We start from the raw sequence: 26,386 nt of genomic DNA, 5'->3' as shown, positions 1-26,386 counted from the left end.
GTGAGATGGCCAACCCGCGCACCCACCGGGCCGAGCACCGCGTCACGGTGCGGGCTCCGGCGGAGAAGGTCTACGAGCTGATCGCCGACGTGACCGCCTGGCCGCGCGTGTTCCCGCCGACCGTCCACGTCGAGCGGCTGGAGTCGGACGGAGCAGCCGAGCGGCTGGGGACTGACGGGGCCGCCGAGCGGATCACCATCTGGGCGACCGCCAACGACACGGTCAAGTCCTGGACGTCCCGCCGCGAGCTGGAGCGGGCCGGGCTGCGGATCTCGTTCCGCCAGGAGGTGTCGCAGCCTCCGGTCGCCGAGATGGGCGGCCGGTGGGAGATCGAGCCGCTGCCGGGCGGCGAGTCGCTCATCCGGCTGCATCACGACTACCGGGCGGTCGGCGACGATCCGGACGGAGCCGAGTGGATCGCGCGAGCGGTCGACCGCAACAGCGAGGCGGAGCTGGCCGCGCTCAAGCGGGTCGCCGAGCGTGAGGCGGCCCAGGACCGGTTGCTGCTGGTCTTCGCCGACAGCGTCGAGATCGCCGGCTCCGCCCAGGACGTCTTCGACTTCATCGACCAGGCGCAGCACTGGGCCGAACGGCTGCCGCACGTGGCCCGCGTCTCGCTGCGCGAAGTGCAGCCCCACGTCCAGGTGCTCCGCCTGGACACGCGTACGGCCAAGGGCGACCTGCACACCACCGAGTCCGTACGGGTGACCTTCCCCCATCGCTCCATCGTCTACAAGCAGCAGGTGCTCCCCGCGCTGCTGTCGGTGCACAACGGCCGGTGGACCTTCGCCGAGCACGACGGCCGCACCACCGCGACGAGCGAGCACACGGTGGTCATCAAGGAGGAGGCCATCGCCTCCGTCCTCGGCGAGGACGCCGACGTGGAGACGGCCCGCGCATGGGTCCGGCGGGCGCTGAGCGGCAACAGCCTGGCCACGCTGGAGCACGCGAAGAAGTACGCGGAGACCACCGTGGGAGCGGCGTCGTGAGCCGTCCCCTCTCCCCGGGCGGCCTGTACGGCGAGATCCAGGCGTTCTACGCCAGGCAGACCCGCCTGCTCGACCGCGGCAGGACCGACGAATGGGCGGCCACCTTCACCGAGGACGGCGTCTTCGAGGAGGTCGTCAAGGGCGAGCGGCTGGAAGGCCGCGAGGCCATCGCCGCCTCCGCCCGTAAGCGCGCCGACGCCACCGCCGCGGAGGGGGTGCAGCGCCGGCACTGGTTCGGCATGCTGGAGGTCGATCACGAGGCCGACGGCAGGCTCGGCGCCACCTACTACGCCCTGGTGATGTCCACGCCGACCGGCGGCGGGCTCGCCGTCTACCTCAGCGCGGAGGCGCACGACGTGCTGGTCCCGCACGACGACGGCTGGCTGGTCAGCCACCGGAGCATCCGTCACGACGCGGCCGGGCCGCTGGAGAGCGAGGCGCCGTGGAGTTCGGCGTAGTCTTCTTCCCCACCGTCGGTCCCGGCGACAAGCCGGCCTCGCAATACTTCGACGAGTGCCTCTACCTCGCGGAGCTGGCGGAAGATCTGGGCTTCCTGCACGTCAAGACGGTCGAGCACTACTTCTTTCCCTACGGCGGCTACAGCCCCGACCCGGTGACCTTCCTCGCCGCCGTGGCCGCCCGCACCAGCAGGATCCGGCTCGGGACCAGCGCGGCCATCCCCGCCTTCACCCATCCGGTCAAACTCGCCGGCAAGCTCGCCATGCTGGACAACCTGTCCCACGGGCGGCTGGACGCCGCGTTCGGGCGGGCGTTCCTGCCGGACGAGTTCGCCGCCTTCGGCATCCCGCTGGACGAGAGCAGGGACAGGTTCACCGAGGGGGTGACGGCCTGCGTACGGCTGTGGAGTGAGGAGGACGTACGGTTCGAGGGGCGCTTCCACCAGTTCGGCCCCGTCACGCTGCTGCCCAGGGTCGTGCAGCGGCCGCACCCGCCGGTGTTCGTCACCAGCGCGCGCAGCGCGGAGTCGGTCGAGCGGGCCGGCACCGACGGCTACAACCTGCAGACGGTGCCGAACGTGATGTCGCGCGAGGTGCTCCAGGAACGCCTGTCGATCTACCGGGGCGCCTGGGCGGCGGCCGGCCATCCTGAGGGCGCGGCGCGTGTCCACTTCAGCTATCCCTGCGTGGTGGCGGAGGACGGCGCTCAGGCCGTCCTCAAGGGGCGCTTCGACGAGGAGCGGAACACCGCGGCCATCGCCGCCGCCGTTCGCGCCTGGAGCGGCACCACCAGCGCGGCCTACCCGGGCTACGAGAAACTGGCCGACCTCGCCACGCGGACGACCTTCGACGACCGGCTCAAGGACGACAAGGTGCTGGTGGGCGACCCCGAACAGGTCCGCGGCCAGCTCGAGCGCATCGCCGGCTGGTACGGCGACGACGTGACGATCAGCCTGGGCATCCATTCCGGGCACCTGGACGTCCAGGACGCGGCGCGCACCCTGCGCCTGCTGGCCGACCGGGTGCTGCCCAAGCTGCATGCCTGACGAGGCGGCGCCGCAGGCCGGCCCGCCCCGCGTGGACGGCCGGCTGCTGCGCGTCGGGCTGATCCTCCAGCTCGGCGCGCTGGCACCGCTGCTGGACACCACGATCGTCAGCGTCGCGATCCCCGACCTGGGCCGGGCCTTCGGGGCACCGGTCGCCGCCATCCAGCTCGTCAGCACCGGTTACCTGCTGGCCTTCGCCATGGTGGTGCCGCTCGTCGGCTGGGCGATCGAGCGCTATGGTGGGCGGCCCGTCTGGACGGTGTCGCTGCTGCTGTTCCTGGCCGGGTCGGTGCTGTGCGGGGTGGCCTGGTCGCTGCCCGTCCTGGTGGCGGCCAGGGTGGCGCAGGGGGCGGCGGGCGGGATGATCTTCCCGGTCATGCAGACAGTCCTGGCCCAGGTCGCGGGGGAGCGGCGGGCCGGGCGGGCCATGGCGATCCTGGCGGTGCCTGGCCAGCTCGCCCCCATCGCGGGGCCCACACTCGGCGGGGTGCTCGTCGCGACGCTCGGGTGGCGCTGGATCTTCTTCGTCAACCTGCCGATCTGCCTGGTCGCGCTGGTGGCCGGCCATCGCGGGCTGCCACGGGGCGTCCGCGATGCCGGGCGCCGGCTCGACGTGGCCGGTCTGGTGCTGCTCGCGCCCGCGATGGCGCTGCTGGTCTACGGCCTGACGCGGGTCGGCGAGGCTCCCGAGGGCCTGGACGTGGTGGCGTCCGGGTGCGCCGGAGCGGGGATTCTCCTGCTGCTGGCCTTCGTCATCCGCGCGTGGCGCCGGCCCGCGTCGCTCGTGAACGTGCGCCTGTTACGGGTGCGCTCGCTGTCGTCGGCCTCGGCCGTGGTCTTCTGCACCCAGGCCGCGCTGCTCGGGACGATGTTCGTGCTGCCCCTGTTCTACGAGCGGATCCACGGGGCGGACGCGCTGCGGGCCGGGCTGCTGCTGGCTCCCCAGGGGATCGGCGCGATGCTCGCGATGCCGCTGGTCGGGCTGCTGGTGGACCGGATCGGCCCGCGGCCCCTCGTGCTGGCGGGGATCGCTCTGGCCGTCGCCGGCACGCTCCCGTTCGCGCTCGCCGGCCCGTCGGCCGGCCCGGCGGTGCTGGAGCTGGGCCTCGGGGTGCGCGGGCTCGGACTGGGGGCGGCGGTCATCCCCGTCGTCTCGGCGGCCTACTACGGGGTCCCGGAGCGGGACTATCCGGGCGCGACGACCGTGTTCAACATCGTCCAGCGGCTCGGCGGGTCGTTCGGCACCGCCGTGCTCGCGGTGGTGCTGCAGTGCCGGCTGGGCAGTTCGGGCGGCGCCGCCGACGCCTACTCCGGGACCTTCTGGTGGGCCGTCGGGTTCACCGTGCTGACGCTCCTGCCGGCACTCCTCATGGCAGGCCGCCGCCGTTCTGAGTGATCTGTCCTGGTTCGTCCCGGACTTGAGCGCACCGCGAGGAGAGCCGGTGATGCTGACGGGTGTACAGCAACCGAAACGATCGGGGATGGTGACGGCCCATGGCCGCTGAGGCGACAATCATCGGCGCGGGGACCATAGGGCTCGGGTGGACCGCCCTGTTCCTCGCCCGCGGGCTCCGGGTACGCGTGAACAGCCGCCGCGCGGACGCCGAGCGCGTCGTACTTGAGGGCCTCGAACTCTTCGCGCCCACGATCCCGGGCGGCGGCGCCGACCCGGAGGAGCTGGTCACGCGGCTGCGGATCGAGCCGGACCTGGACCGCGCGCTCGACGGCGCCGACGTCGTGCAGGAGAACGCGCCGGAGAACCTGGAGCTCAAGCGGGAGCTGTTCGGCAAGATCGCCGCGGCGGCGCCGCCCGACGCACTGCTGCTCAGCTCCACCTCGACCTTCCTGCCCGAGGACATCGGCGCCGACCTGCCCGACCCCCGCAGGGTCCTGGTCGGCCATCCGTTCAACCCGGCGCACCTCATCCCGCTGGTGGAGGTCGTCGCCGCGGAAGGGGCCGATCCCCGACTCGCCGAGCGGGCCGTGGCGTTCTACCGGGAGCTGGGTAAGACGCCGATCGTGCTGGACCACGGCATCAACGGGTTCGTGGCCAACCGGCTGCAGTCGGCGCTGCTGCGCGAGAGCATCCACCTGGTCCGCTCGGGTGTGGTCACGGTGGAGCAGCTCGACGCCGTGGTGGTCAACTCGATCGGGCTGCGCTGGTCCACCGTCGGGCCCTTCCAGTCCTTCCACCTCGGCGGCGGTCCCGGCGGACTGCGCCACTGGCTCAGCCATCTGGGCGCGGGGCTGGAGAAGGGCTGGGCCGGGCTCGGCCACCCGCCGATGGACGAGCAGACCGTGCGAACGCTCATCGACCAGGCCGATCAAGCGTTCGCGGGCCGGACGTACGAGCAGCTCGCCGCCGAGCGGGACACCAGGCACACGGCGGTGCTGCGCGCGCTGGCCGAGCTCGGCGAGGGGGACGCGACCCAATGAGCCGCACCGCCGTGATCACCGGCATCGGCGTCGTCTCACCCGGCGGCGTCGGCGTCAAACCCTTCTGGGACCTGCTCGTCTCCGGCCGCACGGCCACCCGGACGATCACGCACTTCGACGCCTCGCCGTTCCGCTCCACCGTCGCCGCCGAATGCGACTTCGACGGGGTCGCCGAGGGCCTGACGCCGCAGGAGCTGCGCAGGATGGACCGCGCGACCCAGTTCGCCGTCGTGTCGGCTCGCCAGGCGCTGGCCGACAGCGGGCTCGCGCCGCAGGAGCTCGACCCGTTCAGGACCGGCGTCGCCATCGGCAGCGCCGTGGGGTGCACCACCAGCCTGGAACGTGAGTACGTGGTCGTCAGCGACGGCGGACGCGAATGGCATGTGAATCCCGACTACGCGGTGCCGCACCTTTACGACTACTACGTGCCGAGTTCGATCGCGGCGGAGGTCGGCTGGGCGGTGGAGGCGCAGGGCCCGTGCACCGTCGTATCCACCGGCTGCACCTCGGGCCTCGACGCGGTCGGTCACGCCGTCCGGCTGATCGAGGAGGGCTCCGCCGACACCATGATCGCCGGCGCGTCGGACGCCCCGATCTCCCCCATCACCCTGGCCTGCTTCGACGCCATCAGGGCCACCACCCCGCGCAACGACGAGCCCACCACGGCCTCCAGACCCTTCGACAACACCCGCAACGGGTTCGTCCTGGGCGAGGGCTCGGCGGTGTTCGTCCTGGAGGAGCGCGAGCGGGCCCTGGCCAGGGGCGCTTACGTGTACGCCGCCGTCGAGGGGTTCGCCTCCCGCTGCAACGCCTTCCACATGACCGGCTTGCGACCCGACGGCAAGGAGATGGCGGCGGCGATCAGCGCCGCGCTCGACGAGGCCCGGGTCGCGCCGGACGAGGTCGGTTACGTCAACGCCCACGGCTCCAGCACCCGCCAGAACGACCGGCACGAGACCGCCGCCTTCAAACGCGCCCTCGGGGACTCCGCCTACCGGACGCCGGTCAGCTCGATCAAGTCCATGATTGGCCACTCCCTCGGCGCGATCGGCTCGCTGGAGATCGCCGCCTGCGCGCTGGCGATCGAGCACGGCGCGATCCCGCCCACCGCCAACCTCCACGAGCCCGATCCCGAGTGCGACCTCGACTACGTCCCGCTGGTCGCCAGGAACGCCGCCGGTCTCGACACCGTGCTCACCGTGGGCAGCGGCTTCGGCGGGTTCCAGAGCGCGATGGTGCTCACCGGGCCGCAGCGGGCGGGCCGCCGATGAGGGGGACGACGGCCGCACCGGCGACCGGCACGACGGAGAGGACGGTGGCGGGGACGGTGATCACCGGCATCGGCGTCGTCGCGCCGATCGGCCTGGGCATCGCCGACTACTGGGCCGCGACCCTGGCCGGCCGGTCCGGCATCGGGCGCGTCACCCGGTTCGACCCCGCCGGATACCCCGTGGTCCTGGCAGGCGAGGTCTCCGGGTTCGTCCCCGCCGACCACCTGCCCGGCCGGCTCATCCCGCAGACCGACCACATGACCAGGCTCTCGCTCGTGGCGGCCGAGGAGGCGCTGGACGACGCCGGCCTCACCCAGGAGACCCAGCCCGAGTACGGCGTCGGCGTGGTGACCGCAGCCGGAGCGGGCGGTTTCGAGTTCGGCCACCGAGAGCTGGAGAAACTGTGGCGCGACGGCCCCGGGCACGTCAGCGCGTACCAGTCGTTCGCCTGGTTCTACGCCGTCAACACCGGCCAGATCTCGATCAGGCACGGTTTCCGCGGCCCGAGCGGCGTGCTCGTCTCCGACCAGGCGGGCGGCCTGGACGCCATCGCCCAGGCCCGCAGGCACGTGCGCGGCGGTGTGCCCGCGGTCGTGACGGGCGCGGTGGACGGCTCGCTGTGCCCATGGGGCTGGATCGCCCAGGTGAGCACCGGGCAGCTCAGCCGGGCCGCCGACCCGGCCGACGCCTACCGCCCCTTCGACGCGGCCGCCTCGGGGTTCGTGCCCGGCGAGGGCGGCGCCATCCTGATCGCCGAGGACGCCGCCGCGGCCGCGGCCCGCGGCGCCCGCGTCTACGGGCGCGTCCTCGGTCACGCGGCCACCTTCGACAGGCGGCCCCGTCCCGGCGCGCCCGCCGACTCGCTCGGCCTGCGCCGGGCGATCGAATCGGCCCTGGCCGAAGCCGGCCGCGCGCCCGGCGACATCGATGTGATCTTCGCGGACGGGGCCGGCGTCCCGGACCTCGACCGCGCCGAGGCGGAGGCGCTCGTGGCCGTCTTCGGGCCCCGCTCGGTGCCCGTCTCCATCCCCAAGACCATGACCGGACGGTTGTGCGCCGGCGCGGGACCGCTCGACGTGGCGGCCGCGCTGCTGTCGATCAGGGACGGCCTCGTCCCGCCCGCCGTGCACGTCCGGCCGAGCCCCGACTACTGGCTCGACCTCGTCGTAGGTGAGCCGCGTCCGCGGCGCGTCCGCACCGCCCTGGTCGTGGCCAGGGGCCTGCGCGGCTTCAACACCGCGATGGTGGTGGGCGGGCCGGTATGAGCCGCGCCCGACAACATTCCAGGATTCCAGGAGGGATTGTCATGAAACCGCTCACGCTGGCCGGCCTGGCCACGATCCTGCGGGAAGTCGCGGGCGAGGACGACGCCGCGCCCCTGGAGGGTGACTTCGCCGACGTCCCGTTCGCCGAGCTGGGCTACGACTCCATCGCCGTTCTGGAGATGGCGGCGTGCCTGAGCAGGGACTACGGCGTGCACCTGTCCGACGAGGACGTTCTCGGCACCGGCACGCCCAGGAAGGTACTGGAGCTGGCGGGCGCCGAGATCGCGCCGGCGCCGTGACCGCGACCACGTTCCGCCCCGCCGCGACCGCCTCATGGTGGCGTTGCGACGGCTGCGGTTACCTCCTCTACGCCAAGCGGCTGGCCCGCTCGCACGGTGTGTGCCCCGAGTGCGGGCACCACCGGCGCGTCCCCGCCAGCGAGCGGGTCGAGCTGCTGCTGGATCCGGGCACGGCCGAGCCGATGGACGTGCCATACCCGGCCGACGACCCGCTTGGCTTCGCCGACACGCGGCCGTACCGGGAGCGGCTGGCCGAGGCGCGGGCCCGTACCGGGCTGAGTGAGGCGGCCATCGCGGCGCGCGGCCGGATCGGCGGCGTGCCCGCGATGCTCGTCGTCATGGAGTTCGACTTCCTGGGTGGCAGCCTGGGCGGCGCGGTGGGCGAGCTGATCACGGTCGCCGCCGAGACCGCACTCGCCGAGCGGCGGCCGCTCGTCATCGTGGCCGCGTCCGGCGGCGCCCGCATGCAGGAGGGCGCGCTCGCGCTCATGCAGATGGCCAAGACCAGCCAGGCGCTGCTGGCGCTGGACCAGGCGGGCCTGCCGACCATCTCAGTGATCACCGACCCGACCTACGGCGGCGTGGCAGCCTCCTTCGCCACCCTCTGCGACGTCATCGTGGCCGAGCCGGGGGCGCGGATGGGGTTCGCCGGGCCGCGGGTGATCGAGCGCACGATCGGCGAGCGGCTGCCACCCGGCTTTCAGACGGCGGAGTTCCTGCTGCGCCACGGGCAGATCGACGCCATCAGGTCCCGCGACGAGCTGCGCCCCACCCTCCGCCGCCTGCTCCGCACTCTCGGCCCCGCGCAGACCCGGCCGTCCCTCGCGGAGGCGATCGCCCGGCCGTCCCCCGGCGAGCTCTCCGCTCTCCTGACCGACCCGGACCGACTGGCCACCACCGACCCCTACCAGGTCGTACGCCTGGCCAGAAGTCTCGACAGGCCCACCGCGCTCGACTACGTGCACTGGCTCGTGGACGACTTCGAGGAGTTGCGCGGCGACCGCCTGGGCGGCGACTGCCCCGCCACGGTCGGCGGCATCGGCACTCTCGACGGGCAGCCCATCGTCGTGATCGGCCAGCAGAAGGGCCACGACGCCGCCGAGCTCAGGGAGCGCAACTTCGGCATGCCCGCCCCCGCCGGGTACCGCAAGGCCGCCCGGCTCATGCGGCTGGCCGCCAAGGTCGGCATCCCCGTTCTCACGCTGGTGGACACAGGAGGGGCGTACCCGGGAGTTTCGGCGGAACGCGAGGGACAGGCCGTCGCGATCGCCGAGAACCTGCGCCTCATGGCCGGGCTGCCGGTGCCGATCGTGTCCGTGGTGATCTCCGAGGGCGGCAGCGGCGGGGCGCTGGGACTGGCGGTCGCGGATCGCGTCCTGATGCTGAGCAACGCCGTCTACTCGGTGATCAGCCCCGAGGGCTGCGCCGCGATCCTGTGGCGCGACGGGGCGGCTGCGCCGAGCGCGGCCCGTGCGCTGGGTCTGGACGCGCGCGAGCTGCTGGCCCGCGGCGTGGTGGACGCGGTCCTGCCCGAGCCCGACGGCGGCGCCCAGGCCGACCCGGAGGGAACGGCACGCCTGCTGGGCGAGGCCGTCGGCGCGACCCTGGCCGAGCTGCGCGCGTTGCCCGCCGCGGAGCTGACGGCCCGCAGGAGAGCCCGGTTCCGACGGCTCGGGTCCCGGGCGGTGGTGGGGTGAGACGGGAAGGGGACACGTTCGACGGCGTGCTGGTCACCGAGCGTCGGGACGGGCCGTCGGACGAGCGGCGAGATGCCCTCCTGGACGGGCGGCGCAACGGTCTGCCGGAGGACGTGCCGCCGGAGGGGCTGCCTGATCTGCTGGCCGCGGCGCGGGCCGGCGTACTCGACCTCCTGGCCGGCCTGCCCCGGCAGCCGCGTACGCTGCGGCTGGCCGTGGGACCGGTGACCATCGAGCTCGACTGGCCCGAGGGACCGGCACCACCCTCGCCGTCGCCGGCCCCCGCGCCCGCCCCGGCCGGCGCACCGCGGGACGAGGAGACCGTCCCCCTCGTCGCGCCGTCCGTGGGCGTCTTCTACCGCGCGCCAGAGCCGGGCGCCCCACCGTTCGTGGCCGAGGGCGACACCGTCGTACCCGGCCAGAAGGTGGGGCTGATCGAGGCCATGAAGCTCATGATCCCCGTCGAGGCCGACCGGCACGGCCGCATCGTCGCCTGCCTCCAGCCGGACGGGACCGCGGTCGAGTACGGACATCCGCTGTTCGCCGTCGCACCGGCACAGGGCGGGTGAGCGGCATGTTCGACACCGTCCTCATCGCCAACCGCGGCGAGATCGCGCTGCGCGTCGCGCGGGCCTGCCGAGAACTGGGCGTCAAAGTGGCCGTCGTGTACTCGACCGAGGACGCCGGCGGCGAGGTGGTCCGCTACGCCGACCGGGCGGTGTGCGTCGGCCCCGGAGCCGCCAAGCACAGCTACCTCAACATCCCGGCGGTGCTGGAGGCCGCCCGCATGGTCGGCGCGGACGCCGTGCATCCCGGCTACGGCTTCCTGTCGGAGAACGCCGACTTCGCCGAGCTCTGCGCCGCAGAGGGGCTGACGTTCATCGGTCCGCCGCCCCACGTCATCGAGGCGCTGGGCGACAAGTCGTCCTGCCGCTCCCTCATGGCGCGGGCGGGCCTGCCGATGCTGCCCGGCACGCTGGAACCCGTCGAGACCCTGGCCGATGCGCAGGAGGCTGCCGCGGCCATCGGCTGGCCCCTGGTGGTCAAGGCCGTCGCGGGCGGCGGCGGACGCGGCATCGGGGTGAGCCGTACGCCCGAGGACCTGTCGTCCGTCTACCGCGAGACCAGGCGGCACGCGAGCGCTCTGTTCGGCGACGGACGCGTCTATTTGGAGCGCTACCTCAGCCCCGCCAGGCATGTCGAGATCCAGGTGCTGGCCGACCGGCACGGCAACGTCCTGCACCTCGGCGAACGCGACTGCTCGGTGCAGCGCCGCCACCAGAAACTCGTGGAGGAGACGCCGGCGCCCGCGCTCGGCCGCGACCTGCTCGACGAGATGGCCGCGCACGCCGTGCGAGGCGCCAGGGCCGCGGGTTACGTCGGTGCCGGCACCTTCGAGTTCCTCGTGGACGCCGCGGGCCGCTTCTCGTTCATGGAGGTCAACTGCAGGATCCAGGTCGAACATCCGGTCACCGAACTCGTCACGGGCATCGACCTGGTGCAGGAGCAGATCCGGATCGCGGCGGGTCATCCCCTGCGGCTGCGTCAGGAGGACGTCGTGCCGCGTGGGGTGGCCATCGAGTGCCGGGTCAACGCCGAGGACGCCGTGCGTGACTTCGCGCCCACGCCGGGCCGCCTCGAACAGTTCGCCGTGCCCGCGGGCCCCTTCGTCAGGGTGGACACGCACGCGGGCGCGGGCGGTACGGTGTCGGCCTTCTACGACTCCCTGCTTGCGAAGGTGTCGGTGTGGGCGCCCGACCGTGACGGGGCGCTGGCCAGGATGCGGCGGGCGCTGGGCGAGGTCCGGATCGCGGGCCCCGGCGTGCGCACCACGACCGCCTTCCTGGAATCGGTCCTCGCCAGCCCGGACTTCCGCGCCGGACGCTATGACACCGGCCTGGTCGAACGCCTGCGGCAGGAGGACCCGCGTTGAAGGCTCTCTTGCTCGCCGGGGGGTCGGGCACCAGGTTGCGGCCCATCACGCACACCTCGGCCAAGCAGCTGGTGCCGGTGGCGAACAAGCCGGTTCTCTTCTATGGTCTGGAGGCCATCGCGGCGGCGGGGATCCGGGAGTTGGGCCTGGTGGTGGGGGACACGCATGCGGAGATCGAGGCGGCGGTGGGTGACGGGTCGGCGTTCGGGCTGCGGGTGACGTACCTGCGACAGGAGGCGCCGCTGGGGTTGGCGCACGCGGTGCTGATCGCCCGGGAGTTCCTGGGTGACGAGGACTTCGTGATGTATCTGGGTGACAACTTCATCGTGGGTGGGATCAACGAGGTGGTCGAGCGGTTCGTGAGGGAGCGGCCGGCCGCGCAGATCATGCTGACGAAGGTCGCGGAGCCGCAGGCGTTCGGGGTGGCGGAGTTGGACGCGGGTGGCCGGGTGGTGGGGCTGGAGGAGAAGCCGGCGCGGCCGAAGAGTGATCTGGCGCTGGTCGGGGTGTATCTGTTCAGCGCGGCGGTGCACGCGGTGGTGGGGGAGTTGAAGCCGTCGTGGCGGGGTGAGCTGGAGATCACGGATGCGATTCAGGGGTTGATCGAGGCGGGGTTGCGGGTGGAGTCGTCGGTGATCTCCGGTTATTGGAAGGACACCGGGAACGTGACGGACATGCTGGAGGTGAACCGGCTGGTTCTGGAGTCGGTGGAGCCTCGTGTGCTGGGGCGGGTGGACGGGGCCAGTGAGCTGATCGGGCGGGTGGCGGTGGAGGCGGGGGCGGTGGTCGAGCGGTCTCGCGTGGTGGGCCCGGCGATCGTGGGCGCGGGGGCGAGGGTGCGCGACAGTTATGTCGGTCCGTACACCTCCATCGGGGCTTCGTGTGTCATCACGGGCAGTGAGATCGAGTATTCGATCGTGCTGCCGAGGGCTTCCATCGCCGGTGTCGGGCGCATCGAGTCGTCGCTCATCGGCCGGGACGTGGAGGTCACCCCTGCGCCGCAGACGCCCAAGGCGCATCGCCTGCTGCTGGGCGATCACAGCAAGGTGCAGATCGGGTCATGAGCCGCATTCTGGTAACCGGGGGAGCCGGGTTCATCGGCTCGCATTTCGTCCGGAGCCTTCACGAAGGGTTTGTCACGGTTCTCGACAAGCTGACCTATGCCGGGAATCGGGCCAATCTGGATGGGGTGCGGCACGAGTTCGTGCGTGGAGACATTTGTGATGCCGGTCTGCTGGCGGAGGTCGTACCGGGTCATGACCTCGTGGTGAACTTCGCGGCCGAGTCGCACGTGGACCGGTCGATCGCCGGTGCGGGGGAGTTCGTACGCACCAACACTCTCGGGACGCAGACGCTGCTGCAGGCGTGCCTGGAGGCGGGGGTGCCGAAGGTGGTGCAGGTGTCGACCGACGAGGTGTACGGGTCGATCGACGTGGGCTCGTGGGACGAGGCGGCCCCGCTGCGGCCCCGCTCACCGTACGCGGCGTCCAAGGCGGGCGGTGACCTGATCGCCCGCGCGTACGCGATCACGTACGGGCTGGACGTGTCGATCACGCGTTGTGGCAACAACTACGGGCCGCGGCAGTATCCGGAGAAGCTGATCCCGCTGTTCGTCACGAACCTTCTGCGGGGCAGGAAGGTACCGCTCTATGGCGATGGCGGCAACGTGCGGGATTGGATCCACGTCGAGGATCACTGTGCGGGCATTCGCCTGGTCGCGGAGAAGGGCGAGCCGGGCGAGGTCTATCACATCGCGGGCACGGCGGAGCTGACGAACAAGGAGTTGACGGCGCGCCTGCTCGAAGCCTGCGGCCGGGATTGGGAACTGGTCGAGCACGTGGCCGATCGCAAGGGCCACGACCGCAGGTATTCCCTGGACGACTCGAAGCTGCGGGCGCTGGGCTACCGCCCCCGGGTGCCGTTCGAGTGGGGGCTGAAGGACACGGTCCGCTGGTACGCCGAGCATCGGGACCGGTGGAGGACATGAGCTGGCTGATCACGGGAGCGGGCGGGATGCTGGCCGCCGACGTGCTCGATCGCACGGCGCTGACCGGCGAGCCGGTGCACGCGCTGGGCCGCGCCGAGCTGGACGTGCGCGACCGGCGCGCGGTGCGCGACCACATGGCCGCCCACCGGCCCAAGGTGGTGGTCAACTGTGCCGCATGGACCGCGGTGGACGACGCGGAGGCGAAGGAGGACCAGGCGCTGGCGGTCAACGGCACCGCGGTGCGCTGGCTTGCCGAGGCGTGCGACCTGGCCGGAGCCCGGCTCGTGCACATGTCCACCGACTACGTCTTCGACGGGACCAGCGCCGAGCCCTATCTGGAGGACGCGCCGACCGCACCGCTGAACGCCTACGGCCGCACCAAACTGGCCGGAGAACGGGCCGCACTTGAGCACGGCCACTATGTGGTGCGCTCCGCCTGGCTGTACGGGACACATGGCGCCGACAACTTCGTGCGCACGATGATCCGCATGGCGGGTGAACGGCCGTACCTCGACGTCGTGGACGACCAGCGCGGCCAGCCCACCTGGACCGCCGACCTGGCCGACTACCTGGTCCGGTTGGTGCAGTCCGACCTGCCGCCGGGCGTCTACCACGGCACCAGCGCGGGCGAGACGACCTGGCACGGATTCGCCAGAGAGATCTTCACTCTGCTGGGCGAGGACCCCGCCCGGGTACGCCCCGTGCCGACCTCCGCCCACCCCCGCCCGGCGATGCGCCCCGCCAACAGCGTGCTGGCCCACACGCGCTGGGATCCGATCCGCCACTGGCACACGGCCCTGCGAGCCGCCTGGCCCGCCCTCGCCCGCCCCGCCGAAACCCACGACCACGGCACCATCGGCGTGACCCCGCACGTGCGGCCATGATGGTGCCGCCTCTCCCCCTTCCGCGAAGTACGGCACAGAAGCCGTTCGCCTCGGACGCCCGCTTCGTCACGCGTGGCGGCGATGAACGCCTGGCGGACCTGCTCCTGCCGCGGGCCTTCCCGGCAAGTGGCCTCCTCCCGTAGGCCCTCCGAACTCGAGCAGATCTTCATCGGCTCTCCAGCCGGATGGCGGACCGTTGTTGTTCACACCCTGAGGAGGTACGGCCATGCGACAGACGGTCGCCGAGCCCGAGGTGCACGAGGTCGCCGACGGCGTCTTCGCCTATGTCCAGCCCGACGGCGGCTGGTGCCTGAACAACGCCGGGCTGGTGGTGAGCGAGTCCGGTGCGTTACTGGTCGACACGGCGGCGACCGAGGCACGTGCCCGCCGGTTGAAGGACACGGTGAGCCGCATCGGCGGCGGCCCGCCCCGCCTGGTGGTCAACACCCACCATCACAGCGACCACACCTTCGGCAACTTCGTCTTCGCGCCGGACTCCCTCATCCTGGCCCAGGAACGGTGCCGGGAGGAGATGTCCGCCTCCGGTTTCGGGCTGTGCGGGTTGTTCCCCGGCGTCGATTGGGGCGACCTCGCGCTGGCCCTGCCCGAGGCCACTTACCAAGACCGGCTGACCGTGCACCTGGGAGAGCTGCGGGTGGAGCTCATCCATCCGCCGGTGCCCGCGCACACCACCAACGACACCGTGGTGTGGGTGCCGGAGCGTGGCGTGCTGTTCACCGGGGACGTGGTGATGTCGGGGGTGACGCCGTTCTGCCTGATGGGCTCGATCGACGGGTCGCTGCGTGCGCTGGAGTGGCTGCGCACGCTCGGAGCCACTGTCGTGGTGGCCGGGCACGGGCGGGTGGCCGGACCCGAGGTGCTGGACGAGGCCGAGGCGTACCTGAGGTGGGTGCGGAAGGTGGCGGCGGAGGGCGTGCGTGCGGGCCTGCCGCCGCTGCTGGCCGCCAAGGAGGCCGACCTCGGCGGCTTCGGCGCGCTGCGCGACTCGGAGCGGCTGACGGCCAACCTGCACCGCGCCTATGCCGAACAGCTCGGCGGTGCCCCTGGCGTCCCGCTGGACGTGCTGGACATCTTCCAGGAGATGGTCGCCTTCCACGGCGGGCCGCTAACCTGCCACGCCTGACGATCGCCCCGATACCTGGGATCAGCCGGGGGTCGAGCCTTCATGGAGGGCGCCCGGAAAAGGCGGGATCGGCCGCGCCCGGCCGGCGTGACCGTGAGGCCGCCCCCGCGTGGCACGGGGGCGGCCGGTGGGTTCGGCCCGCTGACCGAGGCGACCGCGGCGGTGGGGCGTCAACAGCCGATGAGCCCGCAGGCCGGGCGGCAGGAGTCGCGCCAGCGCGGCGAGGACGGCCCCTCCACCGCCTCCGGCAGGCAGGGACGGGCCGTTCCCTTCAGCGGGGGGACGACGGCCCGAACGGCCGGTCGCCGCGCAGCGTGATGCGGTGCATGACCCGGTGGGCGGTGCCGTAGTCGCGGTTGGCGTAATGGGCGGTCGCGCGGTTGTCCCACATGGCCACGTCGCCGAGGCGCCAGCGGTGGCGGATGACGTGCTCCGGCTTGGTCAGGTGGGCGTAGAGCAGGTCAAGGATGTTGCGGCTCTCGGCCTCCGAGACACCGACGATGTGCGAGGTGAAGCCGGGGTTGACGAAGATGCCCCTGCGCCCGGTCTCGGGGTGGACGCGTACGACGGGGTGCTCCACCGGGTCCAGCCGGGTCACGACCTCGCCCTCCCAGACGCTGCCCTGGCCGCCGCGCCGCTGGGCCAGGTAGTAGCCGAACTCGCGGTTGCCGTCGTGCACCGCGGTGAGCTGGTCGGCCAGTTCCCGTACGGGCGCGGCCAGTGAGTCGTAGGCGAGCTGGCTGTCGGCCCAGCTGGTGTCCCCGCCGGTGGGAGGCAGCACCACGGCGCGCAGGATCGAGCCTAGCGGCGGGCGCGGCATGAAGGTGACGTCGGTGTGCCAGACGTCGGCGAAGCCGTTGTCGGCGCTGTCGAGCGCGTAGATCTCCGGGTGCGCCTCGTCCACGCCGCCGACGACGGGGTGGGAGGCGGTCAACTCGCCGAGGCGGCGGCCCAGGGCGACCTGGCCGTCCTCGTCGAGGCTCTGCCCGGAGAAGAATAGTGCCTTCCACTCGACGAGGGCGGCTCGTACCGCGGCCAGCTCCTCGTCGTCCGCGGTGGCCAGGTCGAGCCCGTCTACCCGGGCGCCGAAGTGCGGTCCGAGCGGGCGCAGGGTGAGCGTGGCGGCCAGGGGTGTGGACATGTGCGCTCCTGTTCTGTGGTGGTCATCCGGCGGCCTCGCGGACGGCGTGGCTGACGGTGGCACGCAGGGCCGTGTACTCGGGGAGGGCGCGGAGTTCGTCGGGCTCAAGGCCGGTGCGGGGCAGGGGGATGTCGAGGTCGAGGGCGATCTGGCCGGGCCTGCTGGTGAGCACGACGACGCGGCTGCCGAGGAAGACGGCCTCTTCGACGCTGTGGGTGACGAACACGGAGGTGCGGCCCGTCTGCTCACTGACCCGGCGCAGATCCTCCTGCAGCCGTTCGCGGGTGAGCGCGTCCAGGGCCGCGAACGGCTCGTCGAGCAGCAGCAGCAGCGGATCGTCGCCCGCCAGCGCCCTGGCGATGGCCACGCGCTGTTGCTGACCGCCGGACAGCTGCCAGGTCCGGCGGTGGGCCACGTCGTGCAGGCCGACCCGTTCGAGGAGCTCCGGCACCCGGCGGGCGCGCTCCTCGCGGGGGACGCCGGCGTAGCGCAGGGCCAGCTCCACGTTGCCGCCCACGCTCTTCCAGGGGAACAGCCGGGGCTGCTGGAACACGATCCCGGCGCCGGTGCCGGGCACCGGCGCGGCCCCGGCGGTGCGGACGACGCCGGCGCTGGGCCGTTCGAAGCCGGCGATCAGGCGCAGCAGCGTGCTCTTGCCGCAGCCGGACGCTCCGACGATCACGAGGAACGAGCCGCGGGGGACGTCGAGCGAGATCGGGCCGAGCGCGGTCACGATGTCCGTGCCCGTCCCGTACACGTGCACGACATCCTTCACGTGGACGGCGGTCTGCGTGCCGGTCTCAAGGGGTGAGGACACTGGGTAGCCCCTTGTTGTAGATGGCGTTCCGCACGGTCGCCAGGTCGGGTACGGCTTCGATCTTCTGCTGGTCCTTGAGGAACTGCGCGGCGCTGACGAGGTTCTGGGCCAGGGCGCCGGGCCGCTCGGGGGTGCCGAGCCACTCGGGGGAGGCCAGGTCGGCGGGCTTGAGGAAGACGCCCTGGGTGAGCTGGTCCGCGGCGTCCTCCTTGGTGAGGTTGAGCTCGGTGGCGACGGCGGCGGCGGCCTCGGCGCGGTTGTCGGCGATGAGCTGCAGGGCCCTTGCCTCGGCCTTGCGCCAGGCGTCCACCGCCTCCGGGTGCGCCTTGAGGAACGCGGTGGACACCACTCCGAGATCTAGCGTGGGCTTGCCGGCCGTGGCCAGTTCCCGGCTGGCGATCAGAACCTTGCCGTTCTTCTTCAGCTCCTTCAGGGTGGGCAGCCAGGTGTAGGCGGCGTCGATGTCGCCGCGCGTCCAGGAGGCGAGGATGTCCTGCGGTTCGAGGTCGACGATGGTCAGCTCCGACTCGCGCACGCCCGCCTGGCCGAGCGCGGCCAGCAGGCTGTAATGGGAGGTCGAGGCGAACGACGTGGCGACCTTCTTGCCGCGCAGGCCCTCGATCGCCGACACGCCGCTGTCGTTCCTGACGACCAGGGCCTCGTTGTCGCCGGCCACGTCGAGCACGAAAGCCACCTGGTACGGGATGTTCAGCGGGGCCGACAGCCCGCGGGCCACCGGGCTGGAGCCGATGGCGGCGATGTCCACGCTGCCGGCCACGAAGGCGGTGTTGATGCTGGCGCCCGAGTCGAACTTCGTCCACTGGATCTGGTAACCGGGCAGCGCCTCCTCCAGCCACCTGTTGTTCTTGACGATGAGGTCGCCGCTGGGGAAGGCCTGGTAGGCGAGGCGGATGCGGTTGGCCGCCGTGCCGGTACCGCCTCCCCGGGACGCGGTGCCGTCACCGCAGGCGGCCAGGACCGCGATCAGCACGAAGGACAGCAGGAATCTCAGACGCATGGCGGCTTCCTCATGAGGGACGTGCGGCGGGTCACGAGCGGCCCCGCCAGGGGATGAGCCGTTTCTCCGCGACCCGCAGCAGACCGTCGATGAGCAGGCCTGACAGTCCGATGGCCAGCAGTCCCAGCACCACGACGTCGGTCTGCAGGTAACGCTGGGCGTCCCGGACCATGCCGCCGATGCCGGGCACGCCGTTGACCGTCTCGGCGGCGACCACGGACGAGTACGCGATGCCGACGGCCAGGCGGACGCCGGTGAAGATCTCCGGCAGCGCGTTGGGCAGCACCACGTCCCGGATGACGTCCCGCCGCGAGGCGCCCAGCGCCCTGGCCGCCTCGACCAGGTGGGACGGCGCGCCGTGCACGGCGGCGGCGGTGGCCACCGCGACCGGTGGCAGCGCCGCGATCGCCAGCAGCCACAGCTTGGGCGTCTCGTCGATGCCGAACCAGATGATGAGCAGGCTGAAGTACGCCAGCGGCGGCAGCGCCCGGACGAACGTGACCACCGGCTCGGCCACGACGCGGATCCACGGCACGGTGCCGAGCACGACGCCCACGACGAGCCCGCCGGCCACGCCGATCGCGGATCCGATGAGGATGCGCCGCAGGCTGATGCCCAGGTGCTCGACGAGCAGGCTGCCGCTGTAGCCGCGGATGCCGTCGTGCGTCGTGGACAACCGCAGGAACTGCTCCCACACGGCGCCGGGGGAGGGGATGAAGGAGGGATTGGCCGCCGCGGCCGCGGCGAGTTGCCACAGGCCGAGGAGCGCGGCCCCGGCGAGCACGCGCACCATGATCCTGCGGGTCGCCGGCCGCCATCGCCGGGTGACGGACGCCGGTCCGCCGTCGGGAACGGCGGTCGAGGGGGCGGCCGTCGAGGTGGGCGAGGTCACCGCCTCGGACGCCTGGTCGGGGGGCTCATGACCACGAAGCTACGGCGACGCTCGCCTAAAGTCAACATTTCCTACTAGCTATATCGGATATACGTAGCCGGGCGTCGGTGACGTCCCGGTGCGCCCGTCACCGGAGCGATGGCCAGGATCCGCTGATCGTCGGATCCTGGCCGGGCCGCCGTGCGCGCTCAGAACCCGATCGGCTCACGCACGAGCACGACCGTGGCCCGCTCCGGCAGGGCCTCGCGCTCCACGATGAGGATTTTGCCGATGAACGATGACTGCCTGAACTCCTGGAGGCGCCGGTGCTCGCGCGGCAGGCTGTAGGAGCGGACCCGCCGCAGCGCCGTCTCCAGGTCCGGCACCACCTTCTGGGCGCCGGCCACCCAGACGACCTTGCGCGCCCCCGACGCGTACGGCGCGAGCTGGCTGCCGCTGGCCGAGGCGATGACCAGGTGGCCCTCCTCCGTCACCGCGTGCACGCTGCCCACGACGTACTCGGCCGTGGCGCCGAGGCGGATGACAGCCTGCACGTCTCCCTTGGGGTCCTCGGCTGCGGCCCGGACGGAGGCGAACCGGCCCGACTCGTCGAGGTCGGCGGCGATGCCGGACAGCCGGAGAGTCTCGCTGGACGTGGTGAAGACGCTCTCGTCGCCGGGGATCAGCCCGGTGACGAGCTCGCGGGCCTCGGCGGCGCTGTCCACGACGTGCACGATGAAGCCGTTGTCGCGCAACGCGGCGGTCGCGCGGTCCAGTTGCGTGGCGGGCGCGGGGGCGGCGAACGTCTCGTCGGGCACGACAGTTTGCACGGACATGATGTATCCCCTGAGATGAGAGGTGGTTCCGACTGGTAACCGGCACCATTCTGAGTAACGCTGAATCCCTACCGGAAGTAGGCACTTTTTCCTGCCTCAGTGAAGTGGAGGGAACCCTTGCACGTCGACAGACCCGCCAGCGGCGCGAGCTCCGTGCTCAAGGCGCGCGACGAGATGACCTGCCAGGTCCGCGACATCCTGAACCGCGTGGGGGACAAGTGGACCCTGTCGGTCGTCAACGAGCTCGGAGCCGGCCCGCGCCGCTTCAACGAGCTCAGGCGAGCCGTTCCCGGTATCAGCCAGCGCATGCTGACCGCCACCCTGCGCCTGCTCGAACGCGATGGGCTGGCCACGCGCAGCGTCTACGCCGAGGTGCCGCCTCGCGTCGACTACGAGCTGACGCCGCTCGGCCGCACGTTGCTCGAGCGCGTCTGGGGACTGGTCGACTGGGCCGTGGAGCACCACGACGACATCGAGGGCGCCCGCGGCCGCTACGATGCCCGGCGCCCGCCCGAAGTGCGGCTCGGCCTGGCCCAGGGCCCGCTGCCCCTCGCCCAAGATCCCGGGTGACGAACGGCGTCAGGCGACCGCGCGCAGCGGGACCGCGTTCACCTCGTCGGCCAGCTCGCGAAGCCGGGGCCGCAGCTCCTCGGCCAGCGGGGTGATCTGCGTGTCCAGCACGAACAGCCCCCGCGTCACGTGCCGCGCCCCCAGCACGCTGAGCACCGGACGCAGTGCGTAGTCCACCGCCAGCAGATGCGCCTGCGTGCCCCCGGTGGCGATGGGCACCACGGTCTTGCCGGCGAACGCCTTCTGCGGCAGCCCGTCGAGGAAGGCCTTGACCAGGCCGGTGTAGGCGGCCTTGTAGATGGGCGTGGCCAGGACGATCACGTCGGCTTCGGCCACGGAGCGCTCCGCCGCCACGATGTCCGGATGGTCGCGGCCGAGCAGGAGCGGCTCGGCGGGCAGGTCGCGTAGGTGTAGCAGGGAGACCGCGCCGTTCAGGAGCTCGGCCACGTGGTCGAGGAGTCGTCCGGTGCGGGAGGTCGCGGAGGGGCTGCCCGAAATCAGAAGCACGGGGGTCATGACGGAGGAATCCCTTTCAGAACAGGCCGTTCAGCGGCGGCTGCGTGCCGGTGAGGTGGTAGGCGCCGACCACGGCGGCCTTCCAGGCGCGGGGGTTGTGGTTGGCGACGGTCCTGGCGTTGCGCCAGTGCCGGTCGAGGTTGTGGCGGCGCGCGACCGCGGAGCCGCCGCCCACGTCGAACAGCAGCTCGGCGGCCTTCAGCGCCGACTCCGCGGCGACGAACTGCGCCTGGGCCACCTCGACGGCCGCGTCTGTGAGCAGGCCAGGCTCCAGGTCGCCGCCCCAGGCCCGGTCGATCGTGACGGCGGCCCGCAGGACCGCGGATTCGGCGGCGTAGGCGCGGGCGGCGATCTCGCCGACGGCGTGGCGCACGTACGGGTCGTCCACGGAGCGGGCGGCGCTGCTGTGCTGGATGGGGCGGGCGCGCTCGCGGGTGAAGGCGACGGCGTCGGTCAGGGCGCCCCGCGCGATCCCGGCGAGCACGGCGGCCAGGTAGAGCTGCATGAACGCGCTGACGGGGGAGCGGGCGCCGTTCCCGGGACGTTCGGCGATCTCCTCCTGCAGCACCTTGACCCCGTTCAGCCGGGTCGTGCCGCTGGCCGTGAGCCGCTGCCCGATCCCGTCGAAGTCGTCGAGCAGTTCCAACCCCTCCCGGTCGCGCGGCAGCGTGAAGAACACCCGCTCGCCGGAGTCGTCCACGGCGGACGCGCTGACCCAGTCCGCGTACAGCGCGCCTGTGCTGTAGTACTTGCTGCCGTTCACGACGCCGTCGCGGTCGATGCGGGTGCGCACCTCCCCGCTGGCGCCGCCGATCTCCCAGCCCGCGTTGCCGAACACGTCCCCGGCCAGGAAGCGCGGGAACCAGCGTTCGCGTTCCTGCTCGGAGGCGGTGAGCAGGTGCTCGACCCGGCCGAAGCCGGGGCGGACCGCCTGGGCGATGTTGGAGTCGGCGGCGGCCAGGGAGATGAGGAAGTCGAACACCTCGGCCACGCTGGAGCCGCCTCCGCCGTACGAGGTGGGAATGCGGAAGGTGAGCAGGCCCGCGGCGGCCAGGGCGCGGATTTCACCCTTTGGGAGCTCGCGGGCGAGCTCCCGCTGCCCGGCCCCGGCCGCCAGCTCGGGAAGCAGCTCGGCGGCGCGCCGCCGCAGCTCCGTCAGCGTGCTCACTGCGCTCCCGCCGTGGCGAACGGGATCGAGGCCGGTTCGGCGGACGCCGGCTCCGCGGGATGCCGCCACAGGCCGCGCTCGCGCAGTATGGGAAGGACGCCTTCGCCGAACCAGTACGCCTCCTCCAGGTGTGGATAACCGGACAGCACGAACTCGGTGAGCCCGAGCCGGTGGTACTCCTCGATGCGGTCGGCGACCTCGGCGTGGCTGCCGACCAGCGCCGTGCCCGCCCCGCCGCGCACCAGGCCGACGCCCGCCCACAGGTTCGGGTAGATCTCCAGGTCGTCGCGCCTGCCGCCGTGCAGGGCCAGCATGCGCTTCTGCCCCTCGGACTCGCTACGGCCCAGGCCGGCCTGCACCTTCTCCAGAGTCGCCTGGTCGATGCCGTCGAGCAGTCTGCGCGCCTGCGCCCACGCCTGCTCGCTGGTGTCGCGGGTGATGACGTGCAGCCTGATGCCGTGCCTGAGCGTGCGGCCCTCGGCGGCGGCCAGCCCGTTCACCCACGCGATCTTCCGGGCCACGGCGTCCGGCGGCTCGCCCCAGGTGAGGTAGGCGTCCACGTGCCGCGCGGCCACCCGGCCCGCGGCGGGAGAGGAGCCGCCGAAGTACACGTCGGGCACCGGATCGGGCAGCCGGTTGAGCCGGGCGTCCTCGACCTGGAGATGATCACCGGACAGGCTCACCGTCTCGCCCCGCCACAGCGCCCGTACCACCTGCAGGAACTCGTCGGTACGCGCGTAGCGGGCGTCCTTGTCCAGGAAGTCGCCGTACGCGCGCTGCTCGTGGCTCTCCCCGCCCGTCACCACGTTCAGCAGCAGCCGCCCCCGCGAGTGCCACTGGAAGGTGGCCGCCATCTGCGCGGCCAGCGTGGGGGAGACCAGCCCGGGGCGGAAGGCCACCAGGAACTTCAGCCGCTCGGTGGTGTCGGCCAGCATCGCGGTGGTCAGCCACGCGTCCTCGCACCACGCGCCGGTGGGCGTCAGCGCGCCGACGAAGCCGACCTGTTCGGCCGCGTGCACGATCTGGCGCAGGTAGGACAGGGTCGCGGGGCGGGCGCCGGACGCCGCGCCCGCCGGGAGCCCGTGGCCACCGCCCACGACGTCGCGGCTGTCGCCGTACGTGGGCAGGAACCAGTGGAACGTCAAAGTCATCGTCTCTCCTAGAGCAGGCCGTGCCGGGGCGGAAGCTGGCCGTTGAGCACGTAGCGGCCGATGTGCTGGAGCTTCCAGCGAGCCGGGTCGTGCAGGGTATGGGTGCGAGCGTTGCGCCAGTGGCGGTGCAGGTTGAGCCTGTCGAGGCTGGACCGGGTGCCGCCCAGCTCGAAGATCGCGCCGCCCAGCTCCACAGCCACCGGGTCGGCGAACGCCTTGGCCGCGGCCACGGCGATGGAGGCGGCGGCGGCCGTCTCGTCGGTCAGGTCGTCCCGGGCGGCGTCCACGGCCTGTGCGGCCCGGTCGAGCAGTGCCTCGGCGGCGCGTACCTTGACGACAAGCTCGCCGGCTCGCTGGATGACGAGCGGATCGTCGGCCGCGCGGTCCTGACCGCTCTCGAACCACGGCCTGGCCTTGGTCCGGACGAACTCCAGCGCCTCCTCCAGCGCTCCGCCTGCGATGCCCACGTCGATCGCGGCGTGCAGGAGCTGGGCGTACGCCCCGTGGAGCTGCGGACCGGTGAACGTGAGGTGGTGCGGCACCACCCGGTCCTCGGGCACGCGCACGTCCTCCAGCCGGACCGTGCCGCTGGCGGTGGTGCGCTGGCCCATGCCGTCCCAGTCGTCCACGACGGTCAGGCCGGGGGCGTCTCGCGGCACGTACGCCACGTGCAGCGTCCGGTCCTCCCGCCGTGCCAGCACCGGGATCCAGTGCGCGAACAGCGCGCCCGTGCTGTAGTGCTTGATGCCGTTCAGCAGGAAGCCCCCTGCGGGGGCGGTGGTCAGTGAGGTCCGGTAGTCCTGGACGTGCTTGGTGCCCGCCTCGGACTGCGCGTTGCCGAAGCGTCTGCCGTCCAGCACCTCGCCGAAGAAGAACTTGCGCTGCATGTCCGTGCCCTGCTGCCGCAGGACGTTGACGTAGACGAAGTGGCTGTGCGGGATCTGCGCGAGGTTCGGGTCGGCCGCGGCCAGCAGCCGGAACACCTCGGCGAGGGTGCGCGCGCTCACGTCGGCACCGCCGTACGCGCGCGGCACGGTGATGGCGAGCAGACCGCTGGCCGACAGCCTGTCGAGCTCGGGCTCCGGCAGGCGGCGTTCGGCGTCGCGGGCCGACGCCTCCGCCGCGAACCCGGCGGCGAGCTCGCGCGCCGCCGCAAGCGCCTCGGCGTCGCCGGCGATCACGTGGGTCATGTGTTTCGTCCGTTCTGCGTGTTACGTTATGGTTCACCGTAATCCCTGCAATGCAGGTAGGCAATACCTGTTTAAGGACCCCCATGCTGACCCGCTTCACAATGCTGCTCGTCACGGCCCTGCTGGTGGCCGGTTGCGGCGCTGACGCCACGCCGCAACCGGTCGTCGGCGACGCCGGCCCGAAGTCCGGAGGCACGCTCGTGCTCGGGGAGAACGCCGACGAGCCCGCCTGCCTCGACCCCCACCAGCTGTCCACCACGAACACCACGGTCGTGGGCCGCCCGATCTTCGACTCCCTGCTGTGGCAGGACGCCGAGGGCAACCTGAAGCCCTGGCTGGCCTCCGCCTGGAAGATCTCCGACGACGGCCTGACCTACACCTTCACTCTCCGGAACGGCGTGACGTTCCACGACGGGTCGGCCTGGAACGCCGAGGCACTGAAGCTCAACCTGGAGCACATGCGCGACCCGGCGACCAAGTCGCCGCTGGCCGCCTCGTACATCGCGCCGTACAAGGACGCGAAGGTCGTGGACGAGCACACCTTGGAAGTGCGCCTGAGCTCGCCGTACTCGGCGTTCCTGAACGTGCTCGCGCAGTCGTACCTGGCCATGATCTCGCCCAAGCAGCTCAAGGAGGACCCGGCGAGCACCTGCGAGCACCCGATCGGCTCCGGCCCGTTCGTCTTCGGCAAGTGGGCCAAGGGGCAGAGCATCACCTACCGCAAGAATCCCCGCTACGCGTGGGGGCCGACCGGCCGCACGGGTCCCGCGTACCTGGACGGTCTGGAGATCCGCTTCCTGGCCGAGGACGCGACCCGCTACAACGCGCTGCTCGCCGGCGAGGTCAATGTGATCGACAACACCCCGCCGACCAGCGCCGAGGACGTCAAAGCCAACCCCGACCTCGCCTTCACCACCATCGACCGGCCGGGACACCCGTTCTCGGTCTGGCTCAACACCGGCCGCGCCCCGTTCGGCGACCAGAAGGTACGCCAGGCGCTCACGCTGGCCGTGGACCGCAAGGCCATCATCGACAGCGTCTCCTTCGGACAGTGGAGTGTGGCCACGGGCTTCGTCACCCCCTCCACCCCCGACCACGCCCAGGCGGGCCAGATCTCCTACGACCCCGCCAAGGCTGCACAACTCCTCGACGAGGCCGGCTGGATGCAGAAGGACAAGGACGGCATCCGGCTCAAGGACGGCAAGCGCCTGACCGCCGTCGCCCTCGACACGGGCGTGAACCCGCAGAACACGCAGATCCTGGTCCAGACCCAGGCCGCCGCCGCCAAGGCGGGCATCGAAATCAAGATCGAGAACGTCACGGCGCAGGAGTCCCAGGACCGCACCGGCAAGGGCGACTTCGACGTGTCCGTCGGCATCTGGACCACGAACACCGCCGACGTGCTCTGGATCCAGTACTCCTCCAAGAACATCACCACCGCCGAGCGGCGCGGCCAGAACACCACCAGGCTCTCCGACGACGACCTCGACAAACTGCTCGAAGAGGCCAGGGCCAGCACCGACCCCGCCCAGCGGGCCGGACTCTACGGCAAGGCGCAGGCCCGGCTGCTCCAACTGGCGCCCGCCATTCCGCTCTACAACAGGCCCAGCCTCGTCTCCTCGCAGAAACGGGTGCACGGCCTGACCTGGGACTACGCCTACGGCGCCGTCACCTTCCACGACGCATGGGTGAGCTGACA

26 protein-coding genes are annotated in these 26,386 nt (G+C 72.0%); 17 read left to right on the top strand and 9 right to left on the bottom strand.

Annotated features, from left to right (window positions below):
* The first annotated feature begins 5 nt into the window (after positions 1-5).
* The 15 genes from ABZS69_RS60155 to ABZS69_RS60085 all read left to right on the top strand — a co-directional run bounded on the left by ABZS69_RS60155 (position 6) and on the right by ABZS69_RS60085 (position 15,409).
* Positions 6-989 (top strand): aromatase/cyclase, encoded by a 984-nt coding sequence (locus ABZS69_RS60155; protein WP_355391783.1) that lies wholly within the window; start codon positions 6-8, stop codon positions 987-989.
* Positions 986-1,447, top strand: coding sequence for a nuclear transport factor 2 family protein (locus ABZS69_RS60150; protein WP_355391780.1), 462 nt, complete (start codon positions 986-988; stop codon positions 1,445-1,447). Before ABZS69_RS60155 ends, ABZS69_RS60150 begins: the two co-directional genes overlap by 4 nt.
* On the top strand, positions 1,432-2,493 hold the full coding sequence (locus ABZS69_RS60145) for an LLM class flavin-dependent oxidoreductase (RefSeq protein WP_355391777.1): 1,062 nt from the start codon (positions 1,432-1,434) through the stop codon (positions 2,491-2,493). Before ABZS69_RS60150 ends, ABZS69_RS60145 begins: the two co-directional genes overlap by 16 nt.
* On the top strand, positions 2,486-3,889 hold the full coding sequence (locus ABZS69_RS60140) for an MDR family MFS transporter (protein WP_355391774.1): 1,404 nt from the start codon (positions 2,486-2,488) through the stop codon (positions 3,887-3,889). Before ABZS69_RS60145 ends, ABZS69_RS60140 begins: the two co-directional genes overlap by 8 nt.
* A 98-nt stretch (positions 3,890-3,987) precedes the next feature.
* Complete coding sequence (locus ABZS69_RS60135; protein WP_355391771.1) at positions 3,988-4,929, top strand: 3-hydroxyacyl-CoA dehydrogenase NAD-binding domain-containing protein; 942 nt, start codon at positions 3,988-3,990, stop codon at positions 4,927-4,929.
* The gene (locus tag ABZS69_RS60130) at positions 4,926-6,200 is read left to right on the top strand and encodes a beta-ketoacyl-[acyl-carrier-protein] synthase family protein (protein WP_355391768.1); all 1,275 of its coding nucleotides are present in this window, start codon (positions 4,926-4,928) and stop codon (positions 6,198-6,200) included. The genes ABZS69_RS60135 and ABZS69_RS60130 overlap by 4 nt, the downstream gene beginning before the upstream one ends.
* A gap of 44 nt (positions 6,201-6,244) precedes the next feature.
* Positions 6,245-7,465 (top strand): ketosynthase chain-length factor, encoded by a 1,221-nt coding sequence (locus ABZS69_RS60125; RefSeq protein ID WP_355391765.1) that lies wholly within the window; start codon positions 6,245-6,247, stop codon positions 7,463-7,465.
* Positions 7,466-7,506: 41 nt separating this feature from the next.
* The gene (locus ABZS69_RS60120; protein ID WP_355391762.1) at positions 7,507-7,764 is read left to right on the top strand and encodes an acyl carrier protein; all 258 of its coding nucleotides are present in this window, start codon (positions 7,507-7,509) and stop codon (positions 7,762-7,764) included.
* Complete coding sequence (accD, locus tag ABZS69_RS60115) at positions 7,761-9,461, top strand: acetyl-CoA carboxylase, carboxyltransferase subunit beta (RefSeq protein WP_355391759.1); 1,701 nt, start codon at positions 7,761-7,763, stop codon at positions 9,459-9,461. Before ABZS69_RS60120 ends, accD begins: the two co-directional genes overlap by 4 nt.
* Complete coding sequence (locus ABZS69_RS60110) at positions 9,458-10,030, top strand: biotin/lipoyl-containing protein (RefSeq protein ID WP_355391756.1); 573 nt, start codon at positions 9,458-9,460, stop codon at positions 10,028-10,030. The genes accD and ABZS69_RS60110 overlap by 4 nt, the downstream gene beginning before the upstream one ends.
* A gap of 5 nt (positions 10,031-10,035) precedes the next feature.
* Positions 10,036-11,394 (top strand): acetyl-CoA carboxylase biotin carboxylase subunit, encoded by a 1,359-nt coding sequence (locus ABZS69_RS60105; RefSeq protein ID WP_355391753.1) that lies wholly within the window; start codon positions 10,036-10,038, stop codon positions 11,392-11,394.
* Positions 11,391-12,458 (top strand): glucose-1-phosphate thymidylyltransferase, encoded by a 1,068-nt coding sequence (locus tag ABZS69_RS60100; protein ID WP_355391750.1) that lies wholly within the window; start codon positions 11,391-11,393, stop codon positions 12,456-12,458. Before ABZS69_RS60105 ends, ABZS69_RS60100 begins: the two co-directional genes overlap by 4 nt.
* Positions 12,455-13,381: a dTDP-glucose 4,6-dehydratase gene (rfbB, locus tag ABZS69_RS60095; protein ID WP_355391747.1), complete on the top strand. Its 927-nt coding sequence runs from the start codon at positions 12,455-12,457 to the stop codon at positions 13,379-13,381. Before ABZS69_RS60100 ends, rfbB begins: the two co-directional genes overlap by 4 nt.
* Complete coding sequence (rfbD, locus tag ABZS69_RS60090) at positions 13,378-14,265, top strand: dTDP-4-dehydrorhamnose reductase (protein ID WP_355391744.1); 888 nt, start codon at positions 13,378-13,380, stop codon at positions 14,263-14,265. The genes rfbB and rfbD overlap by 4 nt, the downstream gene beginning before the upstream one ends.
* Positions 14,266-14,491: 226 nt before the next feature.
* Complete coding sequence (locus ABZS69_RS60085; protein ID WP_355391741.1) at positions 14,492-15,409, top strand: MBL fold metallo-hydrolase; 918 nt, start codon at positions 14,492-14,494, stop codon at positions 15,407-15,409.
* A gap of 271 nt (positions 15,410-15,680) precedes the next feature.
* On the opposite strand, the gene ABZS69_RS60080 is transcribed toward ABZS69_RS60085, so the two are convergent.
* The 5 genes from ABZS69_RS60080 to ABZS69_RS60060 all read right to left on the bottom strand — a co-directional run bounded on the left by ABZS69_RS60080 (position 15,681) and on the right by ABZS69_RS60060 (position 20,092).
* On the bottom strand, positions 15,681-16,550 hold the full coding sequence (locus tag ABZS69_RS60080) for a TauD/TfdA family dioxygenase (RefSeq protein ID WP_355391738.1): 870 nt from the start codon (positions 16,548-16,550) through the stop codon (positions 15,681-15,683).
* 22 nt (positions 16,551-16,572) lie between these two features.
* On the bottom strand, positions 16,573-17,367 hold the full coding sequence (locus ABZS69_RS60075; protein WP_355391735.1) for an ABC transporter ATP-binding protein: 795 nt from the start codon (positions 17,365-17,367) through the stop codon (positions 16,573-16,575).
* Positions 17,351-18,385, bottom strand: coding sequence for an ABC transporter substrate-binding protein (locus tag ABZS69_RS60070; RefSeq protein WP_355391732.1), 1,035 nt, complete (start codon positions 18,383-18,385; stop codon positions 17,351-17,353). Before ABZS69_RS60070 ends, ABZS69_RS60075 begins: the two co-directional genes overlap by 17 nt.
* 31 nt (positions 18,386-18,416) lie before the next feature.
* Positions 18,417-19,277 carry an ABC transporter permease gene (locus ABZS69_RS60065; protein WP_318787474.1) on the bottom strand — a complete coding sequence of 287 codons (861 nt, stop codon included), beginning with the start codon at positions 19,275-19,277 and terminating at the stop codon, positions 18,417-18,419.
* A 188-nt stretch (positions 19,278-19,465) separates the two neighbouring features.
* A complete protein-coding gene (locus ABZS69_RS60060; protein ID WP_355391729.1) occupies positions 19,466-20,092 on the bottom strand; it encodes a lactate utilization protein in 627 nt (208 codons plus the stop codon).
* Positions 20,093-20,209: 117 nt separating this feature from the next.
* Here ABZS69_RS60060 and ABZS69_RS60055 point away from each other — a divergent pair, with 117 nt between their 5' ends.
* On the top strand, positions 20,210-20,662 hold the full coding sequence (locus tag ABZS69_RS60055; protein WP_355391726.1) for a helix-turn-helix domain-containing protein: 453 nt from the start codon (positions 20,210-20,212) through the stop codon (positions 20,660-20,662).
* A gap of 9 nt (positions 20,663-20,671) precedes the next feature.
* Here the strand turns inward: ABZS69_RS60055 and ssuE are convergent, their stop codons facing one another.
* The 4 genes from ssuE to ABZS69_RS60035 are packed head-to-tail and all read right to left on the bottom strand — an operon-like array spanning position 20,672 to position 24,687.
* Complete coding sequence (gene ssuE, locus ABZS69_RS60050; RefSeq protein WP_355391723.1) at positions 20,672-21,178, bottom strand: NADPH-dependent FMN reductase; 507 nt, start codon at positions 21,176-21,178, stop codon at positions 20,672-20,674.
* A 16-nt stretch (positions 21,179-21,194) separates the two neighbouring features.
* Positions 21,195-22,346 (bottom strand): acyl-CoA dehydrogenase family protein, encoded by a 1,152-nt coding sequence (locus tag ABZS69_RS60045; protein ID WP_355391720.1) that lies wholly within the window; start codon positions 22,344-22,346, stop codon positions 21,195-21,197.
* A complete protein-coding gene (locus ABZS69_RS60040; protein ID WP_192791839.1) occupies positions 22,343-23,497 on the bottom strand; it encodes an LLM class flavin-dependent oxidoreductase in 1,155 nt (384 codons plus the stop codon). The genes ABZS69_RS60045 and ABZS69_RS60040 overlap by 4 nt, the downstream gene beginning before the upstream one ends.
* An 8-nt stretch (positions 23,498-23,505) precedes the next feature.
* Positions 23,506-24,687 (bottom strand): SfnB family sulfur acquisition oxidoreductase, encoded by a 1,182-nt coding sequence (locus tag ABZS69_RS60035; protein WP_355391717.1) that lies wholly within the window; start codon positions 24,685-24,687, stop codon positions 23,506-23,508.
* A gap of 83 nt (positions 24,688-24,770) precedes the next feature.
* On the opposite strand from ABZS69_RS60035, the gene ABZS69_RS60030 reads away from it, so the two are divergent.
* On the top strand, positions 24,771-26,384 hold the full coding sequence (locus ABZS69_RS60030; protein WP_355391714.1) for an ABC transporter substrate-binding protein: 1,614 nt from the start codon (positions 24,771-24,773) through the stop codon (positions 26,382-26,384).
* Positions 26,385-26,386: the final 2 nt, after the last annotated feature.

The sequence above is a fragment of the Nonomuraea sp. NPDC005650 genome (assembly GCF_040605375.1).
Classification (GTDB): domain Bacteria; phylum Actinomycetota; class Actinomycetes; order Streptosporangiales; family Streptosporangiaceae; genus Nonomuraea.
Note: the sequence above shows the minus strand (reverse complement) of the source record. Positions and strands in the feature narration are given on the sequence as shown.